Origin of the sequence: Paenibacillus sp. FSL R5-192 (assembly GCF_000517845.1) — a bacterium.
GTDB lineage: Bacteria > Bacillota > Bacilli > Paenibacillales > Paenibacillaceae > Paenibacillus > Paenibacillus amylolyticus.
Genome location: NZ_ASPR01000014.1, coordinates 761,876 through 776,856, shown reverse-complemented (window position 1 = coordinate 776,856; position 14,981 = coordinate 761,876). Strand labels below are relative to the sequence as shown.

14 protein-coding genes are annotated in these 14,981 nt (G+C 47.1%); 5 read left to right on the top strand and 9 right to left on the bottom strand.

Annotated features, from left to right (window positions below; all coding sequences use genetic code 11):
• Positions 1 to 46 precede the first annotated feature (46 nt).
• Together rsgA and C161_RS11850 are read right to left on the bottom strand one after the other, a co-directional pair.
• Positions 47 to 1,072 (bottom strand): ribosome small subunit-dependent GTPase A, encoded by a 1,026-nt coding sequence (gene rsgA, locus C161_RS11855; protein WP_442789429.1) that lies wholly within the window; start codon positions 1,070 to 1,072, stop codon positions 47 to 49.
• Between the two features lie 532 nt (positions 1,073 to 1,604).
• A complete protein-coding gene (locus C161_RS11850; RefSeq protein WP_036671025.1) occupies positions 1,605 to 2,198 on the bottom strand; it encodes a DUF2087 domain-containing protein in 594 nt (197 codons plus the stop codon).
• Between the two features lie 178 nt (positions 2,199 to 2,376).
• Here C161_RS11850 and C161_RS11845 point away from each other — a divergent pair, with 178 nt between their 5' ends.
• The 3 genes from C161_RS11845 to C161_RS11835 all read left to right on the top strand — a co-directional run bounded on the left by C161_RS11845 (position 2,377) and on the right by C161_RS11835 (position 4,530).
• Positions 2,377 to 3,375, top strand: coding sequence for a YpdA family putative bacillithiol disulfide reductase (locus C161_RS11845; RefSeq protein ID WP_036670429.1), 999 nt, complete (start codon positions 2,377 to 2,379; stop codon positions 3,373 to 3,375).
• A gap of 5 nt (positions 3,376 to 3,380) precedes the next feature.
• Complete coding sequence (locus C161_RS11840) at positions 3,381 to 3,824, top strand: DUF441 domain-containing protein (RefSeq protein ID WP_036609212.1); 444 nt, start codon at positions 3,381 to 3,383, stop codon at positions 3,822 to 3,824.
• Between the two features lie 193 nt (positions 3,825 to 4,017).
• Positions 4,018 to 4,530 carry a hypothetical protein gene (locus tag C161_RS11835; RefSeq protein WP_036609214.1) on the top strand — a complete coding sequence of 171 codons (513 nt, stop codon included), beginning with the start codon at positions 4,018 to 4,020 and terminating at the stop codon, positions 4,528 to 4,530.
• Between the two features lie 100 nt (positions 4,531 to 4,630).
• On the opposite strand, the gene C161_RS11830 is transcribed toward C161_RS11835, so the two are convergent.
• Positions 4,631 to 5,080, bottom strand: a complete 450-nt coding sequence (locus tag C161_RS11830) for an NUDIX domain-containing protein (RefSeq protein WP_036609216.1) — start codon at positions 5,078 to 5,080, stop codon at positions 4,631 to 4,633.
• A 56-nt stretch (positions 5,081 to 5,136) separates the two neighbouring features.
• On the bottom strand, positions 5,137 to 5,433 hold the full coding sequence (locus tag C161_RS11825; RefSeq protein ID WP_036609218.1) for a HesB/YadR/YfhF family protein: 297 nt from the start codon (positions 5,431 to 5,433) through the stop codon (positions 5,137 to 5,139).
• A gap of 486 nt (positions 5,434 to 5,919) precedes the next feature.
• Between C161_RS11825 and C161_RS11820 the strand changes: the two genes are divergently transcribed.
• Complete coding sequence (locus C161_RS11820) at positions 5,920 to 7,665, top strand: ABC transporter ATP-binding protein (protein ID WP_036609220.1); 1,746 nt, start codon at positions 5,920 to 5,922, stop codon at positions 7,663 to 7,665.
• 12 nt (positions 7,666 to 7,677) lie between these two features.
• Entirely contained in the window at positions 7,678 to 9,768 is a 2,091-nt protein-coding gene (locus C161_RS11815; protein WP_036670427.1) for an ABC transporter ATP-binding protein, read from the top strand.
• Positions 9,769 to 9,957: 189 nt separating this feature from the next.
• Here the strand turns inward: C161_RS11815 and C161_RS11810 are convergent, their stop codons facing one another.
• The 5 genes from C161_RS11810 to argS form a co-directional block, all read right to left on the bottom strand.
• A complete protein-coding gene (locus C161_RS11810; protein WP_036670426.1) occupies positions 9,958 to 10,578 on the bottom strand; it encodes a YdcF family protein in 621 nt (206 codons plus the stop codon).
• Positions 10,575 to 11,120 carry a hypothetical protein gene (locus C161_RS11805; protein WP_051447120.1) on the bottom strand — a complete coding sequence of 182 codons (546 nt, stop codon included), beginning with the start codon at positions 11,118 to 11,120 and terminating at the stop codon, positions 10,575 to 10,577. The genes C161_RS11810 and C161_RS11805 overlap by 4 nt, the downstream gene beginning before the upstream one ends.
• A 99-nt stretch (positions 11,121 to 11,219) precedes the next feature.
• Complete coding sequence (locus C161_RS11800; protein ID WP_051449696.1) at positions 11,220 to 11,930, bottom strand: hypothetical protein; 711 nt, start codon at positions 11,928 to 11,930, stop codon at positions 11,220 to 11,222.
• A complete protein-coding gene (locus C161_RS31505; RefSeq protein ID WP_051449695.1) occupies positions 11,927 to 12,976 on the bottom strand; it encodes an ATP-binding cassette domain-containing protein in 1,050 nt (349 codons plus the stop codon). Before C161_RS31505 ends, C161_RS11800 begins: the two co-directional genes overlap by 4 nt.
• Before the next feature lie 6 nt (positions 12,977 to 12,982).
• Positions 12,983 to 14,713 (bottom strand): arginine--tRNA ligase, encoded by a 1,731-nt coding sequence (gene argS / locus C161_RS11790; protein ID WP_036670425.1) that lies wholly within the window; start codon positions 14,711 to 14,713, stop codon positions 12,983 to 12,985.
• Between the last annotated feature and the right edge of the window lie 268 nt (positions 14,714 to 14,981).

The following is a 14,981-nucleotide window of genomic DNA, read 5'->3' as shown; positions in this document are numbered from 1 at the left end:
CTCCTGACCTATCTTATGCAAGATACCGGATGATGCCCGCCTGATTTCAGGCTTCCTCCCACTCTTTCACACTACGGGAGTGCTTGGGTTTGCGACTATTGGCCGGTTTGCTGGAAGCGGTACGCCTTCTGGATGCCACTTCTTCCTTGCGCTGCTGATATTGCAATTCCTTCTGCATTTTCAGATAATTATTCAATCTTTTTTCATCCAATGAACCATCCTGTATGGCTTCTTTCACTGCACATCCAGCTTCCCGTGTATGACTGCAATCCAGAAATCTGCACGTGGCCGCAAGTTCTTCAATTTCTCCAAACGCATGCGACAGCCCATCATTGCCCTCATCCCAGAGATTAAGCTCGCGCATTCCTGGAGTATCGATCAATACGGCTCCCTGTGGAAGTACAAACATCTCCCGGTGTGTTGTCGTATGTCTCCCACGGCTGTCTCCCTCGCGGACGGATTGTGTAAGCTGCACATCCTCACCCATCATCCAGTTCACCAGCGTAGACTTGCCACTGCCAGAAGATCCTGTGAGCGCAACAGTCAGCCCTGGCTGCAAATATCGTTCCAGTAAGGATTTACCTTGACCCTCCACTGCAGATATCGCAAGCACTTCAACGCCTGGAGCAATTCCCTCTACACTTCGGATCTGTTCTTCCACATTGTTGCACAGATCACTTTTGCTCAAGACAATGACTGGCCTTACGCCACCATTCCAAGCCATCAGCACGTATCTTTCGAGCCTTCTAAGGTTGAAATCATGATTAAGTGCTGCCACGATCAACAGTGTATCTACGTTTGCGGCGATTAATTGTTCCTTGGTCACTGGACCTGCCGCCTGTCTCGATACCCTGCTCCGACGGGGCACCAGATTGTGAATAATTGCTTCTTCACCTGCCTGACCTGTAATGGCCACCCAATCTCCAACCGCTGGTGCCAAGCTGGTCTCCAGACTATCATGACGCATTCGGCCCGAAATTCTTCCCCAGCATTCGCCCTCTTCTGTAATCAAACGTTGCAGATGTCCATGGTCTGCGATAATTCTGGCTGGCTTTTTCTCCTGCTCTTCCATCCCTGTCTCTTGCCACAGTTCCTGCCACTTTGCTGACCAGCCGTACTTCTCAATATGGTTATCTAAAATAAAAATTCCTCCCAAAATAAGTTGTTTACTTCGTTCAAGCCGAATGAACAATCATCTCCGGTTCAGATCAAAACAAAAAACCACGAGTAGAAATACACCCGTGGCAATAGGTAGTTAGCCGAATCAAAGATCATCCCTTCTTGTAGATCTACCGGATAAAATACTTAACCCTCCGATATAAACCATTCAGGAACACCCTTTTATCGGCAAACAAAAAAGCCACGGGTGCGTCACCCGTGGCTTCATCTGAGCATGCGATACTTCACGTTACAATGGATACTGCTATCCATCTAACGCAAAATTACATGCTTTGATCCGTTCCGGAGACGCTGTTCATATTCAAATTAACGTATACTGCATTTAAATTTGTCATAAACAATCGCCTCCCTTGTAGAATTATCCATTATGTTACACACTGAGCTTAACAGTTGTCAAGCCCAAACTTTTTTTACCACCAGCTACTCTATTTGACCTGATCCCAGCGTGTCCACATTTCCTTCGGATTCAATTCATAGATATCCTCTTCCCGATACATGAACTGATGCATGATAAATTCCCGACGAATCGTGGCAAAGTCTTCATGGTATTGCTTTATAAATGTATTGATTTCTTTTTCCGTATACTTCCGACCAAATTCAAGCTGCTCGACCAGATGACCAAGTACAATCAGTTTTTTCTTGTATTGAGCCGGAATCTGACGCAGTCGTCCATCTTTGGAGAAAAAATTCCTCATGACCGACGCTTTCAATGTTTCGTTCACATCACTCATATCCTCAACCTCCTCTCGATTAAAGATAAAATCAACCGAAGCCTGTGCATTCTCGCGGATAAACGAAGGATTGAGTGTGAAATACACTGTATTTTTCTCCCGTCGTTCCTTAATCAGCGCCGCCTCTCTCAGCTTGGATGCATGATGTGTCACGGTTGGCTGTGACAGATTCAGCCGCTCGGCAAGTGCCTGTCCGTGCAGTTCACCCTGTGCCAACAACAGCAGCATGCGAAGCCGGGTCGGGTCAGCCAACGCTTTATGATAAGCCACAATTTTCTCCAGCTGCATCATCGTTCATCTCGCTTTCAATTAGATATATATCTAATTTGATATTAGTCTTTTCTTCTCTGCACGTCAACTCCTTTGGTTTCAAGTAAGCTTGTCTAATTAAACTCCACGCTTGAACTGGCATTGGCTCGTTATTTACGGTAGGATTATATTGCTTGAAATAAGGAGGATTAAGAACATGGAAGATGTCATTATTATCGGCGGAGGCCCATGCGGTCTGTCTGCTGCCATTGAATGTGAGCGGCTGGGACTGTCCGCTGTGATCGTTGAGAAATACAATATCGTTCAATCTATTTATCTGTATCCAACCCATATGCAGTTTTTCAGCACAGCCCCGCTGCTTGAGATCGGAAACGTTCCGTTCAGCACACCTAATGATAAACCGTTTCGTTATGAAGCACTTGCCTATTATCGCAGGGTAGCCGAACATTTTGGTCTGCGTGTTCATAACTATGAGGAAGCCCGTGAAATTAAACGCAAGGATGATGGTACGTTTGAGGTACATACGCTCAATCGCCGCGGGGAATCCATCGTACATGTTGGACGCAATGTAGTTGTAGCTACCGGTTATTTTGACCATCCTAACTATCTGGGCATCCCTGGAGAAGATAAAGATAAGGTAACCCACTACTTCCGGGAAGCCCACCCTTATACCCGTACACGTGTCGCCATTATTGGCGGAAGCAACTCAGCCGTGGATGCGGCCATGGAACTGGTTCGGGTCGGAGCACACATTGATATGGTTTATCGCGGCAGTGGTCTGTCCCAACATATTAAACCATGGGTACGCCCGCTATTCGAGAGCATGGTGACAAAAGGTCATATCAAACTCCACCTGGAATCACACGTGAATGAAATACTCGATGATTCGATTCGTCTGATACACACGGATGGTTCCACTCGGGAACTGGATAATGACTTCGTACTGGCAATGACCGGTTTCCGTCCAGATCGTCAACTACTCACGTCGGTAGGTGTGGAGATGTCTGATGATATGGATAAACCTCTATATGATGCACAAACGATGGAAAGCAGCGTACCTGGTGTATATGTGGGCGGAGTCATCGCTTCGGGTCGTAATGCCAATGAAGTCTTTATTGAATCCGGGCGCTGGCATGGACGTTACATTGCGGAACATATCGTTAGCAAACAACGTGGACAGACTGAAGGGAAATGAAAACAATGGATATGACTTCCCTGCTGTTGCTCGTATTTGCGGCTCTCGGGATTATCAGCAGCAACACACCTGTGACCGTAGCGATGGTATTTCTGTTGTTGCTACGAGTCCTGAACCTGAATCAGGCATTTCCATGGCTTGAAAAATACGGACTTACACTGGGCATTATCATTCTGACCATTGGCGTGATGGCACCTCTTGCCAGTGGCAAGATGAGTCTGCAGACGATCGGTGAGTCTTTCCTGCACTGGAAATCACTTCTCGCCATTGGCGTAGGTTTATTGGTGGCATATCTCGGAGGACGTGGCGCTACGCTGATGGGTACTCAGCCAACTGTCGTTGCAGGGCTGTTAATCGGAACGGTACTTGGGGTTGCCCTATTCAAGGGTGTACCTGTGGGTCCATTGATTGCGGCGGGAATTTTATCATTGCTGCTGGGCAAATCCTGATTCAAGTTGTGAAGGTTGTGACCTGACATGCTATGCAGATTGGCTGTATTTCCCACCGTTGTGTGATATACTTCTATTCATGCAAATCATGTACACGAGTCTACAGCAGTATAATGCATATTGTGGTTATGCTGTTGCATGAAAATATAGATTCACTTTGCAACTATTAATGGCGCAGGAGGATTAAGGAACCATGTCACGTCAGTTTATTACAGAAGCCGTGATGGTGGCCATTTACGGTCAATTGCTAGCGCCGCCCGCGCCTGTTGAATATATTGTTCCTTATACCACCATCCTTGAGCTATATGAATTCCAGACCAGTCCTGATCCCATGATGGATAACCCGGCAGATGATCAGCATGTGAAATCCAAAATCAATGAAATGATTTCTTATTTCGAGGAACCGCTGAATAAGAAAAAAATAGAGCGTGCGTTACTTGTTCCATGGGCCAAAAGCCCCTCCATTTTATTTGGTGACCAAGTATCCATTGCCATTATCAATGCAATAGATACGGCACAGTACGGGGAGTATTTCGATCCCATTGAGACCGAACTGCTGCTGACATCTCAGCGCCTGAGTATTCCGATTCTCACCGATCAGGTTGAACTGATTGCACGCATAATTGAGTCTGAATCACCTGTACAGGTATTCGATATTGATGATTTTGATTTTGCGATGGATGATGAACCACTAGATCAGGTGTAATTCATGCTCTGAGCACTCGAATCGGATTTTAAGAAAAAATGACCTTGGCATCCACTTTATCGTGCATGCCAAGGTCATTTTTTTGCGGTCAACACTTATTTTATTCTGCAATATCCCGCGCTAACAGGATTCGGCTAATCTGATTAAGAGGTGGTAACGACTCCAGCGCAAAAAACTTCAGACCTGCATCACTATTTACACGCGACTCCACAAGGTCATCCTGAATGATCACTGTCCGAAACAGGGCAATGACATAATACTCTTCATCTCCGCTTGAATGCAGATACCGAAGGTCAGGCCCCGAATAGAGACCTTCCAGTGTCATGGTATCAGCAGTCCAACCTGTCTCTTCCCATAACTCCCGATGTGCAGCATCTTCAATAGCCTCACCCGGGCGCATCTCACCTGCTGGCAACCGCCAGTGACCATGTTCAGCATGCTGAATCAGCAGTAATTCACCTTGTTCGTTCTCAGCCCGCACCGCCGCTTTTACAACAATATGAGAGCGTTTTGCGATATACTGGGCCAAATCTCGTGGTGGCAGATTCACTGCTTATCCCCTCCTCCTACTCGGAAGCCGGTGGCGACCTGTAATCCATCTATTGCTTAGACTTCCGTGTAACGATATTCGATATCCTGACCTTCATCAACGATGTCCACATGCAGTTGGTGCCCTTTCAGATACCAATAATCGTGATCTTCCATAAAGAATTGAATCCCCGAAACTTCGGTTTGATCCGCAGGATGTCTTGGTTTCTCTACAGCAATACCTAGCGAAAATCCAGGGTGAAGACCTCCGCCAGAGCTATAACGTGCAAAAAATCGAATGCTGTCTCCCTCGTTCAAATTCAGCTCTTCCTTGTACCAGCGAGCAGCTTGATCGGATACATGTATGGTACTCATTTGGTGTCAGCTCCTTCTGTATATATATGTTCCATCATATCTCGACAGGGACTTGAATACAAACCCGAGTGACCACATAAAGACAAAATAAGTTGTGAAAAATGTTTGACAGATTGTAAAAGCCGGTGTTAAGATGCAAACATACGAGGTCTACATTGTATTTATTTCCAAAAAAAAGAAAGGGTGATTACGGTGTTTAACAAACATATGATAGGTCAATTCAGCACACAACTAAATACCGGAGCACACCCGAAATCATTATTCCGTTCATAAGTCGGCATGACAGGCGATCTTTCATTAGAACCTCTGTGATGTATACTCACAATCGAACTTATATATGGTGACGGCTCTGTTCTCTGAGCCATGCTGCCGTATGATTATATGAAGACATACCGCCTGCGTGCGGTATGTCTTTTTTTGTGGGTACATTTCGGCATTCATGAACGGAATTTGCATTTCTCGGACATCGAAAGGAAGGGATAACACTTGTTCTCTGTACTTAAAAACCTGGCCTGGTTCTTCCGGCTGGAACGCAAACGATACCTAACCGGTGTCATCTTGCTTATTCTGGTGGGCATTGCCGAACTGCTGCCTCCTCGTCTTCTTGGTAATGCCATCGACGAGATTGTGCGCGGTTCCATTACCGGCACCTCACTTACGCGTTATATTTTGCTTATTCTAGGAACGGTCATCATTATCTATCTGGTTACATACGTTTGGATGCACAAACTGTTTGGTGGTGCCAACCTGGTGGAGCGGCTGCTTCGTTCACGCTTTATGGACCACTTGTTACGGATGACTCCTCCCTTTTTTGAGAAAAACAGAACAGGAGATTTGATGGCTCGGGCCACCAATGATCTTCGTTCCATTGCCACTACAGCAGGCTTCGGCATGCTGACCTTAACAGACTCTACAGCCTTTCTGGCCACCGTATTGTTCGCCATGGGTTTCCTGGTTAGTTGGAAACTGACCTTGGCGGCAATCCTGCCATTACCTTTTATCGCCATTGCCATGATGATCTATGGTAAAGCTGTACATCAACGTTACACCCTGGCACAGGATGCATTCGGAGATATGAACGACCAGGTGCTGGAATCCATCGCCGGGATTCGTGTCGTGCGTGCTTATGTGCAGGAACGTCTGGACGAGAAACGGTTCGCCGACGTGACCGAAGATGTGTATCGTAAAAATCTGGCTGTTGCCAGAATGGATGCCCTATTTGAACCCACCATCCGCCTCTTCGTTGGACTCAGTTATGTGATTGCACTTGCCTACGGCATATATCTTGTATTTCATAATGAAATTACCCTGGGGGATCTCGTATCGTTTAACATGTACCTGGGGATGATGATCTGGCCCATGTTTGCCATCGGCGAATTAATTAACCTGATGCAACGTGGTAGCGCTTCGCTTGATCGGGTCAACGAGACTCTATCGGTAGAACCTGCCGTACAAGATGTGGAGCAACCTGCCCACGTTACGAATCCGGAAGAAATTGCGATGCAGGATGTTACATTCCGTTACCCAAGTTCCACTGTCGACAATCTCAGTCATATCAGCTTTTCGCTACGACGGGGTCAAACATTGGGTGTTGTGGGTCGTACGGGTAGCGGTAAGTCTACTTTGCTCAAACAACTGCTTCATGAATACCCTGCCGGTTCGGGCACATTAAGCATCTCGGGTCATCCGATTCAGGATATCGCCAAAGATGACTTGCACAGCTGGATTGGGTACGTACCACAGGAACAAGTTCTGTTCTCCAAATCAGTTCGTCAAAACATTCAATTTGGTCAACCTGGGGCCAGTGATGAAGTCATCATGGAAGCCATTCGTACCGCCGCTTTTGACGGGGATCTGGGAACCTTATCCGATGGACTGGATACACTCGTTGGTGAAAAAGGAATCTCTCTGTCCGGTGGACAGAAACAGCGGGTATCGCTGGCGCGTGCCTTTATTGCTAACCCTGATATTCTGATCCTGGATGATGCCTTATCTGCTGTCGATGCACGTACTGAAGCCAAAATCATTGAAAATATACGCAACAAACGCTCGGGCAAAACCACGCTGATCTCGACTCATCGCCTGTCTGCTATTGAACATGCTGACCGAATCATCGTACTGGAGCACGGGAAAATTACGGAAGAAGGCACTCACCAGGAATTGTTAGCCATGAACGGCTGGTACCGTGAACAGTATGAACGGCAACAGGTCGAGTCCAATCTGTCCACGTAGGAGGTCAATTCATTGAAGTCTAATACAGGCAAAAGGCTGCTTGATTACGCCTTGAAAGCCAAAGGAACATTTATCGCTGCATTAATTATGCTTACCATTGGTGTTGCGGCCGAGCTTGCCGGGCCGTTCATCGCCAAATCCATGATCGATAATCACTTGCTCGCGATTGAGCAGCCTTTCTATGAGACAACAGCTTCTGATGAAGCCGCAGTCTACAACGGTAAGAACTACAAACGCGAAGGCTTGTTCGAACCGGATGAAAACAAAGGTTCCGAAGTGCGGGTATTACAAGCCGGCAGAAGTTTTTATTTTGTAAACGAATCGGTAAGCGCACCTGACGGGGACCGCACATATACGGATGGAACCCTCACGGTTACACGCGCAGGTGAGGTAACAGGCCAATATGCGGCAACACCCCTGTCCGCTGGTGAACTGTTTGCTTTTTACAAACCGGAGATGCCCAGCATCTATCAATTAATTGTGTATTACATGATCTTCCTCGTGATCTCGGTCATTATGGAGTTTGGTAAAACTTTCTGGCTGCAATCCTCGGCCAACAAGGTCATTCAAAGATTGCGTAACGATGTGTATGCCCATATTCAGCGACTGCCGGTGCACTTTTTTGATAACCTGCCCGCAGGTAAAGTTGTATCTCGGGTCACAAACGATACAGAAGCCGTAAAAGATCTGTTCGTTGCTGTTCTTTCGAACTTTTTCTCAGGAATCATCACAATTACAGGTGTATATGTCGCACTCTTCCTGCTTGATTTTCGCCTGGGTCTAATCTCATTATTTGTTGTGCCGATGCTCATTACATGGATTGTGCTCTATCGCAAATTCGCCACTCGTTACAACACGATCATTCGATCCCGACTGAGTGAAATCAATGCAATCATTAACGAGTCCATTCAGGGAATGTCCATTATCCGCGTATTCCGCCATCAGAAACAAACCAAACAGGAATTCGAAGATCTGAATGATGACTATATGAAACACCAGAACAAAATGCTGAACCTGAATGCCTTCACCTCACACAACCTGGTTAACGTATTACGGAATATCGCCTTTGCGGTTGTCCTGTGGTACTTCGGTTCCAGCGTGTTGGATGGCACAAGTATTATCTCCCTGGGTGTTCTGTATGCCTTCGTTGATGTCCTGGGCCGCTTGTTCCAGCCGATTACCGGCATGGTGAATCAGCTCGCCAACCTGGACTCCTCCCTCGTATCCGCTGGTCGCGTCTTTGAGCTGATGGATGAAAAGGGAGAAGCTGTAACCGATGGTTCCATGCCAAGATACAAAGGGAATGTTGTCTTCGATGATGTATCCTTTGCCTATAAAAAAGATTACGTACTTAACAATATCTCATTCAAAGCATCCCAAGGTCAGACGGTCGCTCTGGTCGGTCATACCGGTTCGGGTAAAAGCTCAATCATCAACCTGCTGTTCCGGTTCTATGACCCGCAAAAAGGCAAGATCACGATCGATGGTCAGAACGTCAAAGATCTGCCTAAACAGTGGATTCGCGAGCATATGGGGATTGTATTGCAGGACCCGTATCTGTTCACAGGCACCATTGCTTCCAACGTCAGTCTCGGCGATGAGAAGATCTCCCGTGAACGAATTGAACAGGCGCTGCGTGATGTAGGTGCTGAACGTATACTGGCTCATTTGCCTCAAGGCTTTGACGAACCTGTCATCGAAAAAGGAAGCACATTGTCTGCTGGACAGCGTCAGTTGATCTCCTTTGCTCGTGCACTGGCGTTTGATCCGGCCATCCTCATTCTGGATGAAGCGACAGCTAATATTGATACGGAAACGGAAGCATTGATTCAGAACGCACTCGAAGTCCTCAAAAAAGGACGTACCACCTTCATCATTGCTCACCGTCTGTCCACCATTCGTTCAGCAGATCAGATTCTGGTTCTGCATCGCGGGCGTATCGTTGAGCAAGGTGCACATGATGAACTGATGGAGCTTAAAGGCCGCTATTATAAAATGTATCAGCTCCAGCAAGGTGCGCAAGCAGCAGCGAGTGCAACCAGCGAGAATCCGTCGGGTGAGATCATTCCAACCTCAACCTCCTTTGCCGGAGGCAATGCATAACAGAGTAAAACAGAAAGCTCTTTAAGTAACCAATCAAAATGATGTACTCGACGGCAACACAAAAACCGGTCTACACAGCTACCTCAGGGTTTGCGGTGTAGATCGGTTTTTTGTATTTTCATCTGGAGGCAAATTCCGTTACTGTTTATTTCGTCCAGACAAAAAAACAATCCGCGTGCAACCTCATGGCTACTGCGGATTGTCTATCCATCCTTTGATCGTATATCCCATGTACATCACGGTCTCTCTTGCGAGAAAAGGAAACTTGCTGCGCCAGGTTCGATACGCCGTAGTTCGTGTCGGAGAGGGTACGGCATCCATACCCAGTCCGGCAGCCAGCTTCATGGCCCGTTTCATATGTAACGGATCACTCACAATTGTATAGGTTTGATAACCGGCCTGTTCACCAATTGGAATTGAATTGACCAGATTCTCCTCGGTAATTCTGGATTTGGTCTCTATGCGAATGTCCGCAGGATCTACTCCATGTGTGATGGCATACTTCTGACCCACTTCAGCTTCCGTATGTTCTCCATCATCACCTGACCCGCCTGTGAAAAGCAGATTACGAACGGTACCCTGACGGTATAATTCAATCCCGTGTTCAATACGTTCGCGAAATACAGGTGAAGGGTTATCCCCCGCCACGGCTGCGCCCAGAATGATTGCTGCATCCGATATCCTGGATGAATCCTCATCCGTGTATACTGATATACGTACTGCCGTAACTACAGTCCATAGGATTCCAACCAATACTACAGCCAGAGCCGTCATTAATATCCAGCGTTTCCTTATCCGTTTGCTTGTCATTCATCCTCTTCCAAAGCCCTTGCTTGCATACTCTCGGTATGCATACGCTCCAGCGTTTGCAGAGCTGCTGCGGATTCGGCATCCAGACCAAGCTCTGCAATCCAGGCACCCGTATATTGCTGAAGACGGATCTCCAACTCCTGTGCACGGTCTTTGAAATCCTCCAATTCCTTAATCATGCGTGATCGTCCTTCCGGACTGAATGTCTCGTGAATTCGTTCCTTGAAATAGTGATGTACGATACGGTTACGTTGCTGCCATAACTCATTCAATTGAAGAGTCTCTTCCTCGGAGAATGTAAAATGATGGCGCACTTCGTGAATGAGCTGCCCCAGTGAACTGCTCATCTTTCGTTCGTACAGATCTTCCAGATCCTCTTCAGACACGGCTTTGCCCTGAGACATTTTCATTAATAAAATCAGATTGACCAGCTGCTGTTCAAGCGCCTGCCCGTAGTACACTGCCAATCCGTAATAGGCAAACAATTCCCTGGAGTGTTCGCTGTCCAGCATGTCACCATTCTGGATATCTGTATTTTGCATATGCGAGCGCCCCCTTCAACCGTACAATGTTAACCATTCCATGTCCCTCTATCCTAACCAAACCAAGAGCAACATTCAAGTTATCGGGAAGCGCGTCTTCTAACTCCGCAGATCTCTTCTTCCGGACAGCCACACATGGATGATTAGTAACACCGATGCATAGAACACAGTCCATAGCGTAACCGAAACAAAAGAATCCATCTTTGATTCATCAAATAACATCATCTCACGAACCAGATAAAAGGCTGGTGGAAGAATGCGGCCAAGCCATTCTAACGATTCAGGCAAACGTTCACTTAAGGAACCTTGGATAAACGATAGTAATAATACAATAATGAGAGCAGGCATACTGCGACTAAGCAAAGGAATGTACGATTTTTGAAAAAATACACTGATGCCCAATCCCAGCAGTGATAATCCCAGATGTCCTAACCAAGTCATCATCCACTCCTCACTTGTGGGTTGTCTCTCGAACATTCCCGCGAACACGGGATACAGCACAGTGATTGCGGTGAGCATGAATTGCATTATCCAGGCACAGATGAGTTGACTTGTTACCACCTTACGCCTGCTTCCTGCATGAAGGACGAGTAATTGATACTGCTTTGCAGGTTCGGTATTCATCACCATTACTCCGAGCCAAGCAGCTGCCAAAAATAACAGCATAGCCGTAACACTGTAACTGTCCGCAATAGGGTTGGGTTTGTAGGAATAGATCAGCAGCATGGCGATGATATAAAAGATAACCGGTGCAAAATATTTCTGGGAGCGAATGTGATGCCTTAACAAATATCGGGTCAGATAGATCATTCGGCTTCTCCCCCCGCATCATCCATCGAAGAGTCCACAGATTCTGTGACACCTCTACGACTCGCATGTACAGCTGGATGTTGTCCTTCCAGCAGACTTTCCATATGTAATTGACTTTCTTCCTGTTGTACAGACACAACCGAACCTCCAGATGCCAGAATCATTCTGAGGACATCATCTGTTGATTGTTGAACCACTTTCCAATCCCACAACCAGGCATTGGATATCCCTGAGCTTGTATTACGAACTAAAGACAGCACTCCCGGTTGTTGTACAATGGATGGATCGTTGGCCATATCCTCTCCGTCTTCCGTCAGACTTTGAATACGTACAACGGGTTCGCCAGCTTGAAGTATATCTTCACGACTCCAGTAGCGGAGCACGCCGCCTTTTTTCAACACAATCACCTGGTCTGCCAAACGTTCAATAAGCAACGGTTCATGACAAGCTGTAACGATAGATGTACCTACATCCTTCCATTGCCCCAATAAAGATACAATGCCCTCTTGAGCTGCAATATCCAAGCCTGACAACGGTTCATCCAGTAACAAAAGACCACCCGGTCCAGGTAACAGGGCCTGAATCAAATTCACTTTTTGCAATGTGCCCTTCGATAATAGGGGTAACTTCTGATCGATCGCGGTATCGAGATATAAAAGTTCACTAAGTTCTCTAATCCGCTCACGCAGTACTTCGGGGCGAATGCCCCGAATCCGACCCATGTCCCACAAATACTCTCCAGAGGTAAAGGGCAAACGTGGCAGGCCATCTACTGCATACCCATCAGAACCCTTCATTGTGCGCTGGATCGATCCTGTATCGGGTAACAAAATACCTGCCAACATACGTAGCAACGTGCTTTTGCCCGAGCCGTTTCTGCCAACAAGCACAGCACATTCGCCCTGCTTCACTTCCAGATTAATTTCATCAAGTACTTGAGCATTACCTAATCGCTTGCTCACTTGTTGAAGCAACATACCTCGACCTGATGAGTCTGGTACATCTTGATTGGCTTTCTTGAAAAGTCCACGTTTACTCCATATCACCTGGGATCACATCCGCTCTGGAGCTTGCACACCTAGCAAATGTAAACTGTACGCGAGGCGTTCGGCAGTCCGTTTGGCCAATGCCACCCTGAAGGATCTTACATCAGATGACGCATCTGCAATCCGTTCGGCGTGATAGAAACGGTTGAATGCTTGAGCGACATCTATAGTATATTTGGCAATGACCGAAGGCTCATTCCGATGAATTGCTTTTTCCAGATACTCGGGATATTCACCAAGCAGTTTCAGCAATGCCCATGAGGTATCTCCGACACTGGATGGAGTGGCCCCTGTGTCATTCTCACCATCCGCAAGGCTGGGGTTAGTCAGAGTGTTTTCATTTTCCACGCGGATCGCCTCTTCTGCCTTGGCAAGCACACTTTGAATCCGGGCATGGGTATACTGCACATAAGGTCCGGTCTCTCCTTCAAAACTCACCGCATCCTCCAAGGAGAAGTCTACATCGTTTAACCGATTATTACGCAGATCACCGAAGACAATGGCACCTACACCAACAGCCTCAGCCACCTTCTGAGGGTTCTCCAGATTCGGGTTTTTCTCCTGAATAATCTTTAGTGCACGAGCGACTGCCTCGTCCAACACTTCCTGCAAAAAGACGACTTTACCGCGACGGGTAGACATTTTCCGTCCCTCAAAACGCATTAATCCAAACGGGATATGTTCACACTTCGCAGACCATTCATGCCCCATCCGGGATAGGACCGCAAATACCTGCCGGAAATGTAACTTCTGCTCGCCTCCGACCACGTATAACAACCGATCTGCCTTCATCACCTCATGACGATAGACTGCCGTAGCTAAATCCCGAGTAGGATAGATTGTTGTTCCATCTTTTTTAATTATCAGGCACGGGGGCATGTTCTCATCCTCCAGACGTACCACGAGTGCTCCATCACTCTCTTCAAGTAAACCTTTTGCCTTCAGTTCTTCAACCACTGCACCCATCTTGTCATTGTAAAAGCTCTCCCCCAGTGTATGGTCGAACTGTACATTCAGACGTTCATACATCCGGTTGAATTCCTTCATGCTCACTTCCACAAAGAACGCCCATAACCGCTGTGCTTCATCATCCCCTTGCTCCAGCTTGCGGAACCAGTCGCGTGCCTCAATCTCAAGTGAAGGATCGTTCTCCGCCTCATCGTGGAAGCGCACATACAGCTCCAAAGACGTACGGATCGGGTCTGCCTGCAACGCTTCATCATTGCCCCACCGTTTATACGCTGCGATCTGCTTGCCAAACTGGGTTCCCCAGTCTCCCAGATGATTCACACTTACAGAGGTATAACCCGCTTCGTTATACAACCGATACAGTGCTGCACCGATTACAGTAGAACGCAAATGTCCGATTCCGAAGGGTTTTGCGATGTTAGGGGAAGACATATCAATCACAACACGTGAACCTTGACCAAGCTGAAGCTTACCAAATGCCGCATTCCCCAGTTCTTTCAGCAGATTCGGTGCGAGCTTCTCCCGATTAAAACGGATATTTACATACGGACCGGCGGGAGTCGCTTCAATTCCAGATGTCTGCAATCCCGTTGCGAGCTCAGTTGCAATAACTGCCGGTGCTTTCTTTAATGACTTCGCTAATGCAAAACAAGGGAATGCTGCATCACCCATCTCCGCCTGTGGTGGGATTTCCAGTAATCTCAGAACCTCTTCTTCATTCAATCCCGTTAAAGGGGCAATATCGGCCGCAGCCTGCTTCATCAACATGCCAAACACTCCTTATCCATTCATTATTGGCTGGAAATAAACACAAAAAAGCTCTCGTCTCTAAATAAGAGACGAGAGCTGAATTAACAGTTCCCGCGGTACCACTCTAGGTGAACAGCTACTCCTAATATGATTCAACATGCATACCAGTAGAACCTGTTCCGCTCGATGCGTATAACGGTCGCAAGCCGGATTACCCTCAGACAGATATGGCCTATCCCCGGTCGGGATACGCACATCTTTTCGGATAACCATCTCACGGGTGCGG